We start from the raw sequence: 17,690 nt of genomic DNA, 5'->3' as shown, positions 1-17,690 counted from the left end.
AGCCGCACCCGGATGACGCCGGATTGCGTCGAGGGCTACGTATGCACGGCCGCCGACATCAACTTCAATGTCGAGAACCTGCTGCACGGGTTCTGGCAGCTGACTATCGACGGTCTGGCGTGGGGTTCGATCTACGCATTGGTCGCAGTGGGGTACACCCTCGTTTTCGGCGTACTGCGCCTGATCAATTTCGCACACTCCGAGATATTCATGCTCGGCATGTTCGGTGCCTACTTCTGCCTCGACGTGATACTGGGCTTCAGCGCCAACGGCAATGCCTACAACGTGGGGATCGGGTTGACGGTGATGTACCTGGGCATCGCGATGATCTTCGCGATGCTGGTCTCAGGATCAGCGGCCGTGGGGTTGGAGCTGATCGCCTACCGGCCGCTGCGAAGACGCAACGCGCGGCCATTGACCTTCCTCATCACGGCTATCGGCATGTCCTTTGTGCTGCAGGAAGTGGTGCATTTCGTGTTGCCGCAGCTGTTGAGGGGCTACGGCGGCAGCAATGCCCAGCCACCGATCATCCTGGTGCAGCCCAAGACTCAGTTTCACGTGTTCAACTCGAGTGTTTCGAACGTCACGGTGGTGGTCATCGTCGCCGCGGTGATCCTCGCGGTGCTCACCGACATCGCGATCAACCGGACGAAGTTCGGTCGCGGTATTCGGGCGGTGGCCCAGGATCCGACCACCGCGACATTGATGGGCGTGTCACGGGAACGGATCATCATGGCGACGTTCCTCATCGGTGGTCTGCTGGCGGGGGCCGCGGCACTGCTTTACACCCTGAAGGTGCCGCAGGGCATCGTGTACTGGGGCGGGTTCATTCTCGGTATCAAGGCATTCTCGGCGGCCGTGCTCGGCGGTATCGGCAATCTGCGCGGTGCGCTGCTGGGAGGTTTGCTGCTCGGCATCATCGAGAACTACGGGCAGGCGGTGCTGGGCACTCAATGGCGTGATGTCGTCGCGTTCGCATTGCTGGTGCTGGTGCTGCTGTTCCGGCCCACCGGCATCCTGGGGGAGAGCCTCGGAAAGGCGCGGGCATGACCAATCGGCAAGAACCCTCGCATCGATCGATCAGTCGGGCATTCTTGGCACCGGGTGATGCCATCCGCGACCGGTGGTCGGCGCTGCCACGCCAAGCGAAGTGGATCGTCGGCGTACCGGTCTTCGTGCTGCTGGCACTGCTGCCGCTGAGCCCCCCGGAGTTCCTCGACACCCCCGGTGTGAGTTTCGGCGGCACCATGGCACAGTTCGCGATGGTCGCCGTCATCGCCATCGGCCTGAATGTCGTTGTCGGCCAAGCCGGTCTGCTCGATCTCGGCTACGTCGGCTTTTATGCAGTCGGTGCCTACACGGTGGCGTTGTTGACCAGCCCCAGCAGTCCGTGGAATCAGGTGGGGCCCAACGGACTTCTCGGCAGCCACTGGGCGTGGCTGGCCTGTGTGCCGCTGGCGATGGCCGTCACCGCCATGGCCGGTCTGGTGCTGGGAATTCCCACGCTGCGGCTGCGCGGAGACTACCTTGCCATCGTGACCCTCGGTTTCGGCGAGATCATCCGACTGCTCGCCGACAACCTGGCTGGAGTCACCAACGGCCCGCGCGGTCTCAACGAACTCGCCTACCCGCGGTTCCGGGAAGCTCAGGAACCGCCGAACGGTGTTTTCTCCCATGGCAACTCGATGGGCAAGGACAACTATGGCACCTGGTGGTTCTGGCTGAGCCTATTGTTGATCGTGGTGATCCTGCTGATCGTCGGCAATCTGGAGCGCAGTCGCGTGGGTCGGGCCTGGGTCGCGATCCGCGAGGACGAGGATGCCGCGGAGGTGATGGGCGTCAACACTTTCCGGTTCAAGCTGTGGGCGTTCGTCATCGGGGCAGCCATCGGCGGGTTGTCCGGTGCGTTGTACGCCGGGCAGGTCCAGTTTGTCGCACCCCCGACGTTCAACATCATCAACTCGATGTTGTTCCTGTGCGCGGTGGTGCTCGGTGGCCAGGGCAACAAGCTCGGCGTGATATTCGGTGCGTTCATCATCGTGTATCTGCCCAACCGACTGTTGGGTGTCGAGGTGTTCGGCATCAACCTGGGGGATCTGAAGTATCTGTTCTTCGGGCTGGCACTGGTGATACTGATGATCTTCCGGCCGCAGGGCCTGTTCCCGGCACGTCAATTCTTGCTCACCTACGGCGGCGCGGCACGGCAATTGTTGCGTGCCGGCCCGGTGGAAAGGTCGGCGCCATGACCGAGGACATAACCGGGACGACGGAGACCATCGAGGAGCTGTCCGGAGTCCACCGCGAAATCAATGCCGCCGAGGGCGAAGTGCTGTTGCGGACTGTGGATCTGACGGTCAAGTTCGGCGGCCTGGTCGCGTTGGACAAGGTCACCTTCGATATCCGCCGCGGCGAGATCCTCGGCCTGATCGGGCCCAACGGCGCAGGCAAGACCACCTGCTTCAATGCCATCTCGGGTGTGTACCGGCCCAGTTCGGGATCGGTGCTGTTCGACGGTGTTCCATTGGGCCGGATCAAACGTCATCAGATCACGCGACGTGGAATTGCCCGCACGTTTCAGAACATCCGCCTGTTCGGCGAGATGACAGCCCTGGAGAACGTCGTGGTCGGCACGGACGCGCGCCACCGGACTTCGGTGCCGGGCGCGCTGATCCGGACACCGAGGCACCGCCGCGAAGAGCGTTCTGCGATCGAGCGCGCCGCTGCGCTCTTACATTTTGTGGGGATCGCGCATCGCGGTGAAGAGAAGGCCAAGAACCTGCCGTACGGGGATCAGCGCCGGCTCGAGATCGCTCGCGCACTGGCGACCGAGCCGAAGCTGCTGTGTCTCGACGAACCCGCCGCGGGGTTCAACCCGAGTGAGAAGGCCGCACTCATCGAGTTGATTCGCAAGATTCGCGACGACGGATACACCGTGCTGCTCATTGAGCACGATATGCGGCTGGTGATGGGAGTCACCGACCGTATCGTGGTGCTGGAATTCGGCCGCAAGATCGCCGATGGCCTGCCCTCGGTAATCCGGGAGGACCCGAAGGTGATCGCCGCCTACCTGGGGGTGCCTGATGACGAGCTCGGCTGACACCGGCAACCGCCGGGTCCTGCTCGAGGTCCGCGATGTCGTCGTGCACTACGGCAGGATCCAGGCGCTGCACGGGGTTTCGCTGGTGGTACACGAGGGTGAACTGGTGACGCTACTGGGCTCGAATGGCGCCGGCAAGACCACGATGATGCGCGCGATCTCGGGTCTGCGCGCGCTGACCTCGGGTTCGGTGTGGTTCGAGGGCCAGGACATCTCTCGCGTCAAGGCGCATCTCCGAGTCGTCAGTGGCCTGATCCAGGCACCGGAGGGCCGCGGGGTGTTCCCGGGCATGTCGGTCCTGGAGAATCTGGAAATGGGTTGCTATGGAAGGAAGTTCGCCGCCAAATCCGAGCATGACGAGCGGCTGGACTGGGTGCTGGAGACCTTTCCGAGGCTAGCTGAGCGGCGCAGTCAGGTGGGCGGCACATTGTCGGGCGGAGAGCAGCAGATGCTCGCGATCGGCCGGGCGTTGATGGCACGACCCCGCGTGCTGTTGCTCGACGAGCCGTCGATGGGTCTGGCCCCCATGGTGATCTCGCAGATCTTCCGGATCATCTCCGAGATCAACAACCAGGGCACCACGGTGTTGCTCGTGGAGCAGAACGCCCAACAGGCACTGAGCCGGTCGGACCGGGCCTACATTCTCGAAACCGGCAACGTCACCCGCACCGGCCCTGCCCGAGAACTGTTGGCCGACGACGCTGTTCGGGCGGCTTACCTCGGTGTGGCGTGATGGTTCTCAAATCCATCGTCCTGTTCGTATTGGCCGCACTGCTCGAAATCGGCGGTGCCTGGCTGGTGTGGCAAGGCTTGCGTGAGCATCGGGGATGGTTGTGGATCGGCGCGGGTGCGGTGTCATTGGGCGCCTACGGATTCGTGGCGGCGTTCCAGCCTGACTCCCACTTCGGCCGGGTTCTTGCCGCCTACGGAGGCGTGTTCATCGCCGGGTCGTTGATCTGGGGCGTCATTGCCGACGGCTTCCGGCCGGACCGCTGGGACGTCATCGGGGCACTGATATGTCTGGGTGGCGTCGGCTTCATCATGTACGGCCCGCGCTGACCCTCACCCCAGATACGCGCAGTCGGCAAGATCGCGCCAACGACGGTGAACAGCTCAGGGTGGGCAGTTAATCGCCGGGCTTGTCATGGGGATCAACCGCGGTGACCGCTTCGTCGATGATTGCGCGCATCGCCCGTTCGGCACCATCCTCGTCACGCAGCCGGATCGCGCGGGCGACCTCATCGTGCAGTTCGATCGCGGCCGGATTGGGCTGCACCGGCATCAGCCCGTGGTGCGTGCGTCCGGTCAGCACCTCGGCCACCACGTCGTTGAGTGCCCGGAACATCTCGTTGCCGCTGGCTTCCAGCAGGGTCTGATGAAACATCTTGTCCGCCAGCAGGTATGCCGCGAGATCACCGGAGAGGCCATGTACCACCATGTCGGACACCGCAGCAGCCATGATGCGGCACTGGTCGGGATTGGCTCGGCGGGCGGCCAATGCCGCAGCGGCCGGCTCGATTCCTCGGCGCAGTTCCGACAGGGACACCAGTTGGGCGGCTCGGTCGCCGGCTTCCAGGCGCCAGCGAATCAGCCTGGGGTCGAATACATTCCATTTGCTCGCCGGTTGGATGGTGATGCCGACCCGGCGCCGTGATGCGATCATGCCCATTGACTCCAGCACCCGCATGGCCTCGCGCGCGACACTGCGCGAGACGCCGTGCTCGGCGCTGACCGCGTCAAGGGTGAGGACCTGGCCCGGGGCGAGTTCGCCGGAGACAATCCCGGTACCGAGCGCGGTCAGCAGATTGCCATGCAACGCACCGACGTTTGATGGCGAGGACACGCTTACATCGTGTCATAAATAGATCACCACGAAATAAAAACTGATTATCTTTGAGAAGATCTTGCAAACGTATGATTTTTAAGGCATGCTACGTGACATCAAACACAATCGTGAGGTGGAGTGGATGGGATCACCAATCGTCGTCATGGGCGTTTCAGGTTCAGGGAAATCGACTGTGGGTGCTGCGCTGGCGCAGCGACTGCGGGTGTCGTTCGGTGATGCCGACGACTTCCACCCGCCCGCCAACATCGCAAAGATGTCGGCCGGCCACCCACTCGATGACGATGACCGCTACCCGTGGCTGGAAACGATCGGCCAATGGTTGGCCGACCACCACGACGGCGGCGTCATGAGCTGCTCGGCACTCAAGCGCAAGTACCGTGACCAGTTACGTCGGCACTGCCCGGACGTGCACTTCCTGCACCTCACCGGTACCCCGGAAGTGATCGCTCGGCGGCAGGCCAGCCGTCCCGGGCACTTCATGCCGGCGACCTTGCTGACCTCCCAGTTCGACACCCTGGAGCCGCTGGGCACCGATGAGGCAGGGATCGTCATCGATGTCGACCAGAACATCGATGCCATCGTCGACGCTTACATCGCCACCACCTCTGCACCGGCTGGGAACGACCGATGAGCCCCGCACTGACGCTCCTCGCCGAGGACGCGAAGCTACCCGAGCCGGTCGCACCGGGCTGGGAATTGGTCGTGGCGTTCCTGGTCGGTATCGCCGTCATCGTCGTGCTGATCTCGTGGGTGAAACTGCATCCGTTCCTTGCGCTTATCTTCGGCGCCTTGACCGTGGGTGTCGTACCACTCGTGCTCAGCCTGTTCACCGGTGACACGGTCAACCAGAGCCTGACCGCGGTACTCAAGTCGTTCAGCGACGGATTCGGATCCACTGCAGCCGGTGTCGGTATCCTCATCGCGCTCGGCGCCATGTTCGCCAAGCTGCTGGCCGACTCCGGGGGTGCCGACGAGATCGTCGACACCATCATCGGGCACGCCTCACCCAGGATGTTGCCGTGGGCGATGGCCTTGGTGGGCGCCATCATCGGGCTGCCGATGTTCTTTGAGATCGGTCTGGTGTTGCTCATGCCGGTGATCTATCTGGTGGCACGGCGCTCGCAACTGTCGCTCATCACCGTCGGCATCCCGGCGCTGGCCGGCTTGTCGGCAATGCACGGGTTCGTGCCCCCGCACCCCGGCCCTCTCACCGCGATCGATCTGCTGCATGCCGATCTCGGCGTGACACTGGCGCTCGGTGTGCTGGTAGCGGTGCCAACCGTGGTGGTGGCCGGTCCGCTGTTCGGCAAGCTGGCCGGGCGCTGGGTCGTCGTCGAGGCCCCCGACACCTTCGAAGGTGACCGGCCCGACGCGGGAACCGGTCAACGCCCGTCGTTCGGTATCACGATGTTCAGCGTTCTGCTCCCCGTCGTGCTGATGATGGGGAAAGCGTTGTGCGACATCTTCATCGACAACAAGAATCAGTGGCTGCGGGCCACCTTCGATCTGCTGGGCACGCCGCTGGTAGCGCTGCTCATCGCCGTGATTGTCGGCATGGTCACGCTCGGCAGAGGCGCGGGGATGTCGCGGGCAGCGATCACCAAGTGCGTCGAGTCGGGCTTGCCTCCGGTCGCTGGAATCATCCTGATCGTCGCGGCCGGTGGAGGATTCAAGCAGGTGCTCGTCGACAGTGGCATCGGGACGATGCTGGCGCGTTGGGCCGAGAATGTCAGTATCTCGGTGATCCTGTTGGCGTGGGTCCTTGCAGTTCTCATCCGGCTCGCCACTGGCTCGGCAACGGTGGCGACCATTACCGCCTCAGCGCTGGTGCTGGGTCTAGTCGAGGGGATGAGCACGGGTCAGACCTCGCTCGTCGTCCTTGCGGTCGGCGCGGGCTCACTGTTCTTCTCACACGTCAACGACGCCGGTTTCTGGTTGGTGAACCAGTACTTCCGGCTCAGCGTCGGCCAGACCATCAAGACTTGGTCGCTGATGGAGACCGTGCTGTCGGTCACCGGGCTGCTGTTCGTGCTCTTGCTCAGCCTGGTGGTCTGACGGGCTCAGCCCTTGACAACCTGTGTGCCGCCGGCGAGTTGGTCATGTTTACCCTGCTTGGTCGGGCTGCTGCTGATGGTCACCGCGATCACGATGATGGCCACCACGCCGAGGAATCCACCGACCAGTGGGATGACCGGCAACAGGGTGAACGCATTTCGGATTGCCGACTGTGCGGCGGTGGGCTTGGGAGCACCGCCGGGCCCGTGGACTGCCAGCCGGAGCAGCCGCTTGCCCGGCGTCCAGCCGGTGGTGGTCTCGAACACGACGAAATAGACGAAACTCAGTAGACCCGTGAACAACCCGGTCACCCAATAGCTCGACAGCGAGTCGGTGACAAACGACAGGAAGATCGAAGCGATGCCCACCAGGACACCGTCGATGACGCGAGCGAAGAATCGCGCGGCCAGCCCGCCCGGCTGCTGGGCGCCGTACGCCGGGGGAAACCCCGGTTGGCCGTACTGGCTCGGTTGGAAATCACCCGTTGTCATGCCATCCAAGTTACCGTCCGCGGCGCTCGTTCAGCTGGGTCCGGACCTTCTCGCCCAGTTCCGCGCCACGTTCACGGGCAAGGTCGGCTACCGTGGCTGCCCGCTCGCTGGCGGCCTGAGCAAGGTCGGGACCGTGCTCGCGGGCCACCTGGGCCAGATCGACTGCACGCTCGCGGGCCGCTTCGGCAACTTCTCGGCCACGTTCGGCGCCGGCCTGTAGGCCGTGACCGATCTTCTCGGCGATGACACTGTCGGCCAATGACTCCCCGGCCGATTCTCCGAGCGGCAATGCTGCGGCGACTGTGGCGGAGGCGGCACGGGCCGCCCTTCGGCCGCGCCATACCAGCGAAGGTTTGCCGGCGGTGTCCGCCGCGGCGATGATGAGCCCACCGATGAGGCTGATGTCGGCAAGAAACGCGCGCCGCTGCTCGGCCTGTCTCTCAGGATCGGGCTCAGACCAGAACGCGTGCGCGCCGAGGCCGCCTGGGATCACACTGAGCGCGAGCAATCCCGAGGCGAGTCGGGGCATTCTGCCGGTCGCGAGCAACAAACCTCCGCCGATCTGCACCGCGGCATTGACTTGGGCCACGGTCTCGGCGCTGGGCATCGAGTCCGGCATTACAGGAGTCGGCAGTTTGCGCACGGCTCCCACCACGGGCCGGGCCGCGTCCGCGGCCGGTTTGGGGCTCCGCAGCGCATCGACGCCGCGGGCGATGAAGGTGGTCGCCAGCATGGGCCGGGCAATTCGTCTGATCAGCATGCCCTAGGTGTTTCCGCAGCGGCGGTACCGCAAACCTACCGCGCAAAACCGGCTGGCCGGCGGGTCTGGCAACAGTGCCCGAAGCACGGACCAGAAACCGCCTCATCGGTGTAGCTTCGCGGGCGTGGCTCTTGTTGCCGGCATCGATTCATCCACCCAATCGTGCAAGGTCGTGGTCTGCGACGCGGGGAGCGGCGCGATACTGCGCTCGGCATCTACCCCGCACCCCGGCGGAACCGAGATAGACCCACAGCGCTGGTGGGCAGCTCTGCAGACGACGATCACCGCGGCCGGCGGACTCGACGATGTCGAGGCAGTGGCCGTGGGCTCCCAGCAACACGGCATGGTGTGCCTGGACCAGTCCGGTGCAGTGGTGCGAGATGCCTTGCTGTGGAATGACACCCGTTCATCCGCCAGCGCAGCCCAACTTGTCGACGAGCTGGGTGGGCCTGCGGAATGGGCGAACCGCGTGGGTGTGGTACCCGTCGCGGCGATCACTGCGAGCAAATTGCGGTGGTTGGTCGACAACGAGCCGACGCACGCCGATGCCACGGCCGCTGTGTGCCTGCCGCACGACTGGCTCACCTGGCGCTTGAGTAGCTCGACCGACATCGCCGACTTGCGCACCGACCGCAGCGACGCCAGCGGTACCGGCTACTTCTCGGCAGAGACCGATAGCTACCGCGTGGATCTGCTGGAATTGGCGATGCGCGGGCGACGGCCCGAACTACCCACCGTGCTGGCTCCGGCCGAGATCGCGGGGACGCTGCCCGGTGGGGCGTTACTGGCCGCTGGCGCCGGCGACAATGCCGCCGCCGCGCTGGGGCTGGGCGCAGGACCGGGGGATTGTGTTGTCTCGCTCGGCACATCAGGTGTGGTCAGCGCCGTCGGCGATGCTGCGCCACATGATCCCGACGGTATCGTGGCCGGCTTCGCCGACGCCACGGGCAGGCAATTGCCGCTGGTCTGCACACTCAACGGGGCACCTGTGCTGGCCGCCACCGCCGCCATGCTGCGGGTGGGCTACGACGACTTCGACCAGTTGGCCCTGTCGGCACCGCCTGGATCCGACGGTCTGACCCTGGTGCCCTACCTCGAAGGCGAACGGTCGCCCAACCTTCCGCAGGCCCGCGGTGCGCTCCACGGTGTGACAACGCGAAACTTCAACTCCGCCAACCTCGCCCGCGCAGGCGTGGAGGGACTGTTGGCGTCGATGGCATACTGCATCGACAAGATCGTCAGTTACGGCATCGACGTCGACCGGATCATCCTCGTCGGTGGCGGCGCCCGTTCGGAAGCGGTGCGGCGGATCGCTCCAGCCATCTGGGGCCGACCCGTGCACGTCCCACCGCCTGCCGAATATGTCGCGCTCGGTGCCGCCCGGCAGGCGGCGTGGGTGTTGAGCAAGCAGGATGTGCCGCCGGCGTGGAGCCTGGGCCCCGTTACTCCGTACACGGCGCCGCCGACTCCGCAGGTGTTCGAGCAGTATTGCGCCGCCCAGCCGCTGACGCTCGGTCAATGAACTTTGACTGGGAGCCACTGGCGGAGGGCGTGTGGCGGGTCCGTCTCCCGTTCCTGGATGTGACCGTCGGCCTTGTATCGGGGGACCGCGGTGCGCTGTTGGTCGACTCTGGGACGACTCTGGCCGAGGCGCAGGCCGTCGACGCGGACGTTCGTGCCCTCACCGGTCAGCCGGTTGGTGATATTGTGTTGACTCACAATCATTTCGACCACGTACTCGGTATCGCCGAGTTTCCCGCGGCACGCATCCATTGCGCGCCGGAGGTCGCCGAAACCCTTGCGGTCGGCCGAGCCGACCTGCGCGCCGACGCGATCAGCCACGGCGCCGATCCGGCCGAGGTGGATCGGGCGATTCGTGCCTTGCGTGTCTCGCCCCACCGGACCCGCGATACGACACTGGATCTCGGTCGTTCGGTCACGGTGACGCACCCCGGGCGCGGGCACACCGACCACGACCTCATCGTCGTCGTTCCGGGTGAACGCACCGTGGCGTTCTGCGGGGATCTCGTCGAGGAGTCCGGTGATCCGGTGATCGATGAGCACTCGGACATCACGGCATGGCCGTCGACGCTGGATGTGATGCTCTCCGCTGCGGGTCCCGACGCACTGTTGGTGCCGGGTCACGGTGCCGTCGTGGACGCGGATTTCGTTTGGCGGCAACAGCAATGGCTGCGTGCAAGAGCGTCGCGCTGATCCGCATGCTGACCGGTAGCCGCGCCCCGGCGTTAGTTGCCCTTCGGGATCATTGCGAGCTGCCGGCTCTGGACGATGACTTGCCCTGTCGCGTCGAGGACGAGATGGTCCTCCTCAAACAGGGTCGCGCCGATGACGGTTGCGCTCGCCATGACACGCATCCAGCCTGGTACCGGTCGGCGGCGCAGGTAGGTAGTGAGCTGAACGGTCGGCGTCCAGCCGGACATGCCCCGGTTCATCGTCACCGGCGCGCTGATGTCACCGGCCATCAGCGCGAACAGCAGCGCCGTGTCAGGGTCGGCCTCGTCGTGCGCGAACGGCCGCAGCCACATCCGGTTGACCGGTTCACCCTGCTGTCCGGTCAGGAACAGCGCCGCCGACGGGTCGATCCGCAGATCGCAACCCCGTGCGACATGCACGATCTGCCCTATGGGGTGGGCCGGGGTGACGTGCACAGCATCGGCGGACGGTTCGTCAGGCATGTCGGACAAGGCCAGCGGCCCCTGGTGGCGCGGCTCGGCGATATCCAGATGACCAAGGGTTACTGCGGCGGAGACCGCCACCAGATCGCCTTGGGACAGCTCGACGTCGACGACGCTGACCTGGCGTCCCCTCTTGCGCACCGCAGTGGCGAGGGTGACGCTGCCCGGCTCGGGTGCGTGAAGGTAGTTGGCGCTCACGGCAATTGGCTGTAGATCGGTCTCTGCGCCGAGTGCTCTGCACGCTGCAGCCGCGCACAGTGCCATCATGCAGCCGCCGTGCACCTTGCGCCCGATGGTCCAGATCGGATCGACGGAAGCCGAGTACGTTCCGTGGCCGACGGGCTCCAGCTTCGTCAGATCGGTGAACGGGCGGGTACTGGTCACTGTTTCGGTCATGTCGTCTGTCACCGGCACGACGAGCAATCGGCGTCGCGACACTCGAGCGGGTACAGGGGATGAAAAACCATGAACTTTGACCTTACAGGCATAGGCCATCGACGCGGTGATCGGTCAGATACTAAGCCGCTCAACATGTTCGCGCTCAGTACTGTGCGCATTGCGGAGGCGCCGGCCGTCGAGATTGATGCCAGGGCTGTCAAAAGCAGAGATTCACAGCCCTGACGTCAATCTCGACGACACCAACCGGTCGGCGTGGCCGCATGATGCCATGGATAAACCACTGCGGATCAAGCCGACGTTCACAAGCGATCCCGCAACAATCTGACAGTTGTGCAATGGAATCCCTCGTCTGAAGGCAGTTATTACGTGTAATCCGATAACGCAGGGCGCATGTGGCCACGGCAAGCCACCATTCATCGTTCGTCGCGTGTGACTCCGTCTCGACGAGCCCGGCGCCCCGCTGAAACCGAGCGTCCTGGAAAGGGCCGAGATCGCGCCCACGGCGCGCCGACCCCTGGTCGGCCTTTTCAGGTGACTCTGAGTTGGCGGCAGTCGACGTGATCAAATAGGCTATGCCTTCTCGACCTAACGTGCTCAATTCCACGGCCTTCACCGGTCGCCGCCCTACGGGCGCCGGCGACCTTGTGGTCGAAACGCACGGTATCGCACCGATTGCTCAAGACCAGCGTTACGGCAGTCCGGCCAGGTTGTTCACCGTGTGGTTCGCGCCCCAGGTGAACATGACGGGCGTCTTCACCGGGACACTGGCCATCGCGCTGGGTCTCGGATTCTGGCTGGGAATGCTGGCCATGGTGATCGGAACAGTGCTGGGGTCACTGGTGGTGGCCTATTTGTCGACGTGGGGGCCGCGCACCGGCGCCGGTCAGTTGCCCAACGCCAGAATGGCGTTCGGTGGCTTCGTGGTCGTGCCCGGGGTGCTGCAGTGGGGATCGTCGATCGCATGGGACGCCCTGGTCGGTTTGTTCGGCGGCGAGGCCCTGGCTGTCTTGGTAGGCATCCCGTTCTGGCTCGCGGTACTCATAGTGCTCGGCGTCCAAGGCGTGGTCGGATTCTTCGGTTACGAGCTCATCCACCGATTGCAGGCGGTACTCACGATCGTCCTGCTCGTCACGTTCGTGGTATTCGCCATCAAGTTGGTCCGTGGTCAGGACGTCATCACCCCTGCCGGTGTACACGGTCCGGCACTGGTCGGCGCCTTCGTCTTCGAGGTGACGATCGCGTTGAGCCTGGCGATCTCGTGGGCCAGCTATGCCGCCGACTTCAGCCGGTACCTACCCGCGACCGCACCCCGGACGCAGGTCTTCGGGTACACATTCGCCGGAATCGCGTCGGCGTACATCTTTGTTCAGGGTATCGGCATCGCGGGCGCCGCTGCGATCGGTGAACAGACCGCCGAGGGCGTGCGGACCGTGATGGGTGGCGGGTGGCTCGGCGGCCTGGCCCTGTTGATCATCGCGCTCGCCGCGGTCGGCTCAGGAGTGATGAACGACTACAGCGGGTCTCTGGCCTTGCAGACCATCGGGGTGCGGGTGCGGCGCCCCGTATCCGCTGTCATCGTCACGACTCTGGCCTTCTTCTTGATCCTATGGCTGCACGCCGCCGACACCGCCAGCCGGTTCACCGATGTACTGCTGTTGGTCAGCTACTGGATTCCGGCATTCGTGGCCGTGGTCACGGTGGACTGGGTAGTGCGGATACAGGGGCGCAACACGCTTGACCCGTCGGTCGAAGAGACTGACCGTTCCGATGCGGTGGCCGCATTGGCCACCTTCGTCATCGCGTATGTGGTGGCGATGCCGTTCATGAACACGACGCTGATCCATGGCGCGGTGGCGACGGCGTGGCATGGCGCAGACATCGCGTACTTCGTGAATTTCGGTGTGGCGCTGCTGCTTTACGGCGGCTATCGGTTGATGCGGGTCAAGCGCCGGCAGCTGTAGTCGCGACAGATGATCGGTGCGCACTTCAGACCGGGTGCGCGGCAAACCATTCCAGGAGCAGGTCCGCCATGGTGTCGGGCTTTTCGTCGGGGAGCCAGTGCGAGGCTCCCCGAATGGTCTCGAATCGGTACGGCCCTTTCACATATTTCGCAGTGTCGTGGGCCGGTTTGGCGGTGATCGCGGTATCCCCGTCGCTCCAGATGTACATCGTCGGCACCCGCACCCGGTGCTTGACCTGGCGCGAATCGGACAGCAGCATCGCGCGGTACCAGTTGAGTGCGGCGGTCAGCACGCCGGGTTCGAGCATCGCTTCGGTGTCGCGTTCCGCGTGCGCGACGGACTGCCCGCTGCGGAGCAGGGCATCGGTGATCCTGATACCGGAACCATCCCGACCGAGCAGCAGCCGCTCAGGCAACCGAGGAAGTTGGGCGACGTACATGTACCAGGACGCCAGTCCCTGGCGGCTGGTCGGTATCGCTCTCAGGAATGCCACCGGATGCGGCACCGAAAGCGCCGAAAATGACGCCAGTCGCGCCGGCTCCCGCGTCGCAACACCCCAGCCAACGGCCGCACCCCAGTCATGTCCGACGAGATGGATGCGATCGGCTCCGCTGGCATCGATGAGGGCCAGCGCATCGTCGACCAATTCGGCCATTCGGTAGTCGCGGCGGCGCGGAGGGCGTGCGCCGGGGGAGTAGCCCCGTTGATTCGGTGCCAGGCAGCGATATCCGCGTGCGGTCAGCCGAGCCATCACGGCCGCCCAACTGGTGTTAGGTTGCGGGAATCCGTGTAGGAGAACAACGACGGCGCCATCGGCGGGACCGTCGTCGATGACGTCAAAAACCAGGCCGTCGCGGCGGAACTGCTCCATATCGCACCCTCATTCCGGAAGTGACACTGTGCAGCGCGGATTGACCTCTCAGGCAGCATCTTTGGCGGTTGGCTCAGACTCAAAAGATCTGCGGCTGCCGATAGCCTAACCCGTACGGGCATCATCGGATCTGCCGCGACCAGGACACCCCGGACCAAACCTGCTGACATCGAGGTCGCGGTGCGGCACAGTTACCGACATGACCAGTCCGAAGCTTCCCAAACCGAGTGACCTCAAGTCGGCCGCGCAGGCTGCGGTGGAGACTGCTCAGTCGGCGGTCGAGACCGCGCAGGCTGTCGCAAATAGCGCCCTGCGCATTCCACCGGCCTCGGCTCAACTTGCCGCGCAGTTGCCCGATCTGATCGAGAACCTGGCGGTTGCAACCGAACGGCTGAATACGACGATCGACCGCACCGAGCGTTATCTGGCGATGGCTGACCCGATGTTCCGCACGATGGATCGGCTTCTGCCGCAGTTGGAGGCGCTTGTCGCCACGGGAAACGATGTCTTCCGGATGCTGTCGAACATCCCGGGTCTGTCGAAGTTCAATCCGTTCGCGCCGCGCCCGACCCACGAGCGCGGCAACGCCAGATAACTCCAACTTTCCGGACCGGTCACGGCCCTGGGATGCCAGGCGGGCCGCCCCAAAAGGGGCGGCCCGCAATCGATTTCAGTGGACTTTACATCGGAATCCAGTTGTTCAGGAACCAGAAACCCCACCCGTGGCCGTCCCCTGCCTGCATCGGTGTCACCTGCTGTCCGTTCCAGTTGAACGGTTGGTGATCGTAGCGGCCCTGGTCGATGCCACGGTTGTGCCAGTCGACAGGACCAGCAGGTCCGCGGCCGGGCCCACGGTCGTCGCGGTGGTTGTCACACGGCGGGGCTCCGGGACGGTCGCAGCCCCAGCCCGGGTCCGCGCTTGCCGTACCCAGGCCGACTCCGAGCAGCCCAGCCACTCCGATGCCGGCGGCCAGCGCCGAAACACCCAGGGTTCGCTTGAAACTCATAGCTTTGCTCCGTTTCTTCGTGTTACGGCTTCTTAGCCGGATGCGAAGTAAAGCTATGGCCCGGATTTTTGCCGCTACTGTGCCGGCGGTGTGGTTGAGCTGTGGAAGCGATAACGGTTCGGACACCGGGTAACGATTCGAAAACTGTTTGCCGTCAATGTTATTGACGGCACCTATCCGGCAGACTTTCCGGAGGTGGTTGCGTGACCGGGACGAACCGCTGGATCAATGACGTTGAGCCAGGCTAGGAATGCCGGTCGGTCCCGACGCGTCAGTGGTCGAATTCGGCATCGCAACCCGCGGTACCGCAGGGGTTCCGAGTTGCGCCGCCAGCCAGGGCAACGCATCACCGAACGCCTGGGAGGCGAACAACCAGTCATGTTTGCCGGACCGCGTCACCACCGTCGACGTGATGCCCTGTGTCGCGGCAGTAGCCGACAGCGAACGCGCGGCGAGGTCCTGGCCCTCCGGATTCGACGCGGGATCATGCGGCGTGCCGTCGGGCGAGCCGGGCACCTCGAACCATCCCGTCACGCCGGTGTAGCGGCCGTGCTTCTTCATGACCGTGGTGGGATCGAACGCGGCCCACGCGTCGGCGTCACCGCCGTACAGCGTGGCGACGCTGTGCTCCCGGTTGCCGGTGTTGGGGCCGATGTCACCGGCGATGTCGACGAACGTGCTGAACAGGTCCGGGTGCATCACAGCCAAGTCGACCGCGCACGTGCCGCCCATCGACCATCCAGCCACGCCCCAGTGCGCACGCTCGGCGCTGACACCGAAATTCGAAGCCATGAATGGGACGACATCTTTGGTCAGATGATCGGCGGCATTCCCGCGGGGTCCGTTGACGCATTCGGTGTCGTTGTCGAACGCTCCGGTCGCGTCCACGAAGACCACCGCAGGCGCGCTGCCCTCGTGCTGGGTGGCGAAGTCGTCGATGGTGGCGACCGCATTACCTACCCGCAGCCAGTCGGCCGGCGTGTTCAACGCCGACCCGATCATCATCACCGTGGGTAATCGAGGCGGCGGCTTGCTCGCGAACCATATCGGCGGCAGGTAGACGAATTCTCGACGATGGGCGAACCCAGACGCGCTGGAGTTGATCCGCACCGGAACCACAACGCCTCGGTCCGGCTTTGCGTTCGACAATTGCATGGCGGTGACGCCCACCCGGTCGGTCTGATCAGGTAGCGGGCTAATGGTGAGTTGGTTCCACGCCGTGCGCACTTTCGGGAAGTAGCCGACCCAGGTGTTTACCGACAGCGCCGCGCACACCACACACAGGGGCACAACCAGCACCGACGCACCGCGCCGCCACCACGATGCACGCCTCCAGGTGAGGAAGATGAGGCTGAGAGCCACGCCGATCAGGCCGATCCACAGCCATAATCGGCGCGGCGCCGCCTCACCGGAGACCCCGATCGAGGAGATGTAGTGGTGCGCCCACACCGCGAGCGGCATCCCGGTCAGAGCGGCGATCGCCAGCCGCCGCCAGCCCCGGCGATCAGCGTGCGCCCACACCACGTACAGCAGAAGCAGCGCAGCCAGCACCTGCACCGCGATCGGCACCCACCCGTCGACCAGTGACAGTTGTGCGATGCGGTGGCGCAAAGGCTCTGCCATCTCAACCGCCACGGTTATATCTTGCAGACGAGAACCTGTGCGGTTGCTGTCGCCGCCTGCCGACACCCACAATCAGCTGGTCTACCCCGGCTCGGCGCATCGCGAGCGTTGCGACATGCGGTAGCGCGATGTTCCCATCGGACTGCCAGGCTCACTGCAACAATGTCAGCAGTTGAGTGAGGGGTCGTGATTCCGGTCGGACACACGTCCCGCCGCGACCAACGTCCGCACGGAGTCCGGCAATTCGGCCGATGACCACGAAGCCCGGTGCGGAGTTCCGTAATTGACGATGAACGGGACGGTCCCCGCCCACACGTCGGTATCCTCGTCGGGCTCCTTGACCGGACTGTCGTTGACCTTGTACACCCAGTCTCCATCGGTGATGGGCATCGCGACAACGTTGGTGGCGGCGATCTCTTTGGGTGTCATCCCACGGACTTCGGCCGTGCGCCCGGGCAGCAGCAGATCGCTGAAGCGGTCCAGGAGCATGGCTCGTTCCTCGCGGTGGGCGACCTGCAGATCACCGTAGAGCACCGCCGAGCGGTAATGCACCGTCGAGTCGAACGTGCTGTGTGCGACCACGAGCGCGTCCATTGCCGTCACGCAGAAGGCTGCAGACGTTACCGTCTCGGCAGGTCCCATCGCACCGGCGCCAGTCGAACCGTGCATGAGAATCCGGTCCTCATGCCGGACGAACAGCGTCGGTACCGCGAGGGGCCGCGTTCTGCCGTCACGTCGTTCGACGCTGCCTATGGTCAGCACTCCCCACCACTGTCCATCGAGGAATTCCTCCAATGCGGCACGCTCGGTGGGCTGTCGACCTTGTTTGCGGGTGAGCTTCTCCATGCTTAAACAACACCATGATTGCGGCATTATCGAAATGG

The 17,690-nt window shown here is 64.6% G+C and carries 19 protein-coding genes; 11 read left to right on the top strand and 8 right to left on the bottom strand.

From position 1 onward, the window contains the following. Positions 1–12 precede the first annotated feature (12 nt). Genes B133_RS0107310 through B133_RS0107290 form a run of 5 tightly spaced genes read left to right on the top strand, consistent with a single transcriptional unit; the run spans position 13 to position 4,156 of the window. A complete protein-coding gene (locus B133_RS0107310) occupies positions 13–1,050 on the top strand; it encodes a branched-chain amino acid ABC transporter permease (protein ID WP_018600087.1) in 1,038 nt (345 codons plus the stop codon). Then, positions 1,047–2,246 carry a branched-chain amino acid ABC transporter permease gene (locus B133_RS0107305; RefSeq protein ID WP_018600086.1) on the top strand — a complete coding sequence of 400 codons (1,200 nt, stop codon included), beginning with the start codon at positions 1,047–1,049 and terminating at the stop codon, positions 2,244–2,246. Before B133_RS0107310 ends, B133_RS0107305 begins: the two co-directional genes overlap by 4 nt. Beyond that, a complete protein-coding gene (locus tag B133_RS0107300) occupies positions 2,243–3,097 on the top strand; it encodes an ABC transporter ATP-binding protein (RefSeq protein ID WP_018600085.1) in 855 nt (284 codons plus the stop codon). Before B133_RS0107305 ends, B133_RS0107300 begins: the two co-directional genes overlap by 4 nt. Further along, on the top strand, positions 3,081–3,830 hold the full coding sequence (locus B133_RS0107295; protein WP_018600084.1) for an ABC transporter ATP-binding protein: 750 nt from the start codon (positions 3,081–3,083) through the stop codon (positions 3,828–3,830). The genes B133_RS0107300 and B133_RS0107295 overlap by 17 nt, the downstream gene beginning before the upstream one ends. Further along, positions 3,830–4,156, top strand: coding sequence for a YnfA family protein (locus tag B133_RS0107290; RefSeq protein WP_026256092.1), 327 nt, complete (start codon positions 3,830–3,832; stop codon positions 4,154–4,156). The genes B133_RS0107295 and B133_RS0107290 overlap by 1 nt, the downstream gene beginning before the upstream one ends. A 67-nt stretch (positions 4,157–4,223) precedes the next feature. On the opposite strand, the gene B133_RS0107285 is transcribed toward B133_RS0107290, so the two are convergent. Then, the gene (locus B133_RS0107285) at positions 4,224–4,940 is read right to left on the bottom strand and encodes a FadR/GntR family transcriptional regulator (protein WP_026256091.1); all 717 of its coding nucleotides are present in this window, start codon (positions 4,938–4,940) and stop codon (positions 4,224–4,226) included. Positions 4,941–5,064: 124 nt separating this feature from the next. Here B133_RS0107285 and B133_RS0107280 point away from each other — a divergent pair, with 124 nt between their 5' ends. Together B133_RS0107280 and B133_RS0107275 are read left to right on the top strand one after the other, a co-directional pair. Beyond that, complete coding sequence (locus B133_RS0107280; RefSeq protein WP_026256090.1) at positions 5,065–5,574, top strand: gluconokinase; 510 nt, start codon at positions 5,065–5,067, stop codon at positions 5,572–5,574. Beyond that, entirely contained in the window at positions 5,571–6,998 is a 1,428-nt protein-coding gene (locus B133_RS0107275) for a GntP family permease (RefSeq protein ID WP_018600080.1), read from the top strand. Before B133_RS0107280 ends, B133_RS0107275 begins: the two co-directional genes overlap by 4 nt. A 5-nt stretch (positions 6,999–7,003) precedes the next feature. Here B133_RS0107275 and B133_RS0107270 read toward each other — a convergent pair whose 3' ends face one another. Both B133_RS0107270 and B133_RS0107265 read right to left on the bottom strand, forming a co-directional pair. Continuing rightward, positions 7,004–7,489 (bottom strand): RDD family protein, encoded by a 486-nt coding sequence (locus B133_RS0107270; RefSeq protein ID WP_018600079.1) that lies wholly within the window; start codon positions 7,487–7,489, stop codon positions 7,004–7,006. 10 nt (positions 7,490–7,499) lie between these two features. Beyond that, the gene (locus B133_RS0107265) at positions 7,500–8,222 is read right to left on the bottom strand and encodes a DoxX family membrane protein (RefSeq protein WP_018600077.1); all 723 of its coding nucleotides are present in this window, start codon (positions 8,220–8,222) and stop codon (positions 7,500–7,502) included. Positions 8,223–8,373: 151 nt separating this feature from the next. Here B133_RS0107265 and B133_RS0107260 point away from each other — a divergent pair, with 151 nt between their 5' ends. Together B133_RS0107260 and B133_RS0107255 are read left to right on the top strand one after the other, a co-directional pair. Beyond that, a complete protein-coding gene (locus B133_RS0107260; RefSeq protein WP_018600076.1) occupies positions 8,374–9,771 on the top strand; it encodes a xylulokinase in 1,398 nt (465 codons plus the stop codon). Beyond that, complete coding sequence (locus B133_RS0107255; RefSeq protein ID WP_018600075.1) at positions 9,768–10,463, top strand: MBL fold metallo-hydrolase; 696 nt, start codon at positions 9,768–9,770, stop codon at positions 10,461–10,463. Before B133_RS0107260 ends, B133_RS0107255 begins: the two co-directional genes overlap by 4 nt. Positions 10,464–10,495: 32 nt before the next feature. Here B133_RS0107255 and B133_RS0107250 read toward each other — a convergent pair whose 3' ends face one another. Next, positions 10,496–11,341 (bottom strand): thioesterase family protein, encoded by an 846-nt coding sequence (locus B133_RS0107250; RefSeq protein ID WP_036419032.1) that lies wholly within the window; start codon positions 11,339–11,341, stop codon positions 10,496–10,498. Positions 11,342–11,916: 575 nt separating this feature from the next. Here B133_RS0107250 and B133_RS0107240 point away from each other — a divergent pair. Beyond that, complete coding sequence (locus tag B133_RS0107240) at positions 11,917–13,305, top strand: cytosine permease (protein ID WP_198290982.1); 1,389 nt, start codon at positions 11,917–11,919, stop codon at positions 13,303–13,305. Positions 13,306–13,330: 25 nt separating this feature from the next. Here B133_RS0107240 and B133_RS0107235 read toward each other — a convergent pair whose 3' ends face one another. Continuing rightward, positions 13,331–14,176 (bottom strand): alpha/beta fold hydrolase, encoded by an 846-nt coding sequence (locus tag B133_RS0107235; protein WP_018600071.1) that lies wholly within the window; start codon positions 14,174–14,176, stop codon positions 13,331–13,333. Positions 14,177–14,375: 199 nt separating this feature from the next. On the opposite strand from B133_RS0107235, the gene B133_RS0107230 reads away from it, so the two are divergent. After that, positions 14,376–14,771 (top strand): hypothetical protein, encoded by a 396-nt coding sequence (locus B133_RS0107230; RefSeq protein WP_018600070.1) that lies wholly within the window; start codon positions 14,376–14,378, stop codon positions 14,769–14,771. An 85-nt stretch (positions 14,772–14,856) separates the two neighbouring features. On the opposite strand, the gene B133_RS0107225 is transcribed toward B133_RS0107230, so the two are convergent. The 3 genes from B133_RS0107225 to B133_RS0107215 all read right to left on the bottom strand — a co-directional run bounded on the left by B133_RS0107225 (position 14,857) and on the right by B133_RS0107215 (position 17,652). Further along, the gene (locus tag B133_RS0107225; RefSeq protein WP_018600069.1) at positions 14,857–15,183 is read right to left on the bottom strand and encodes a hypothetical protein; all 327 of its coding nucleotides are present in this window, start codon (positions 15,181–15,183) and stop codon (positions 14,857–14,859) included. Positions 15,184–15,408: 225 nt separating this feature from the next. Further along, a complete protein-coding gene (locus B133_RS0107220) occupies positions 15,409–16,794 on the bottom strand; it encodes an alpha/beta hydrolase (RefSeq protein WP_369751487.1) in 1,386 nt (461 codons plus the stop codon). 177 nt (positions 16,795–16,971) lie between these two features. Beyond that, positions 16,972–17,652: a pyridoxamine 5'-phosphate oxidase family protein gene (locus B133_RS0107215; protein WP_018600067.1), complete on the bottom strand. Its 681-nt coding sequence runs from the start codon at positions 17,650–17,652 to the stop codon at positions 16,972–16,974. Positions 17,653–17,690: the final 38 nt, after the last annotated feature.

It is taken from the genome of Mycobacterium sp. 155 (genome assembly GCF_000373905.1).
Lineage (GTDB): Bacteria > Actinomycetota > Actinomycetes > Mycobacteriales > Mycobacteriaceae > Mycobacterium.
The sequence above is the reverse complement of the archived record's forward strand: the minus strand, read 5'-3'. Positions and strand labels throughout refer to the sequence as shown.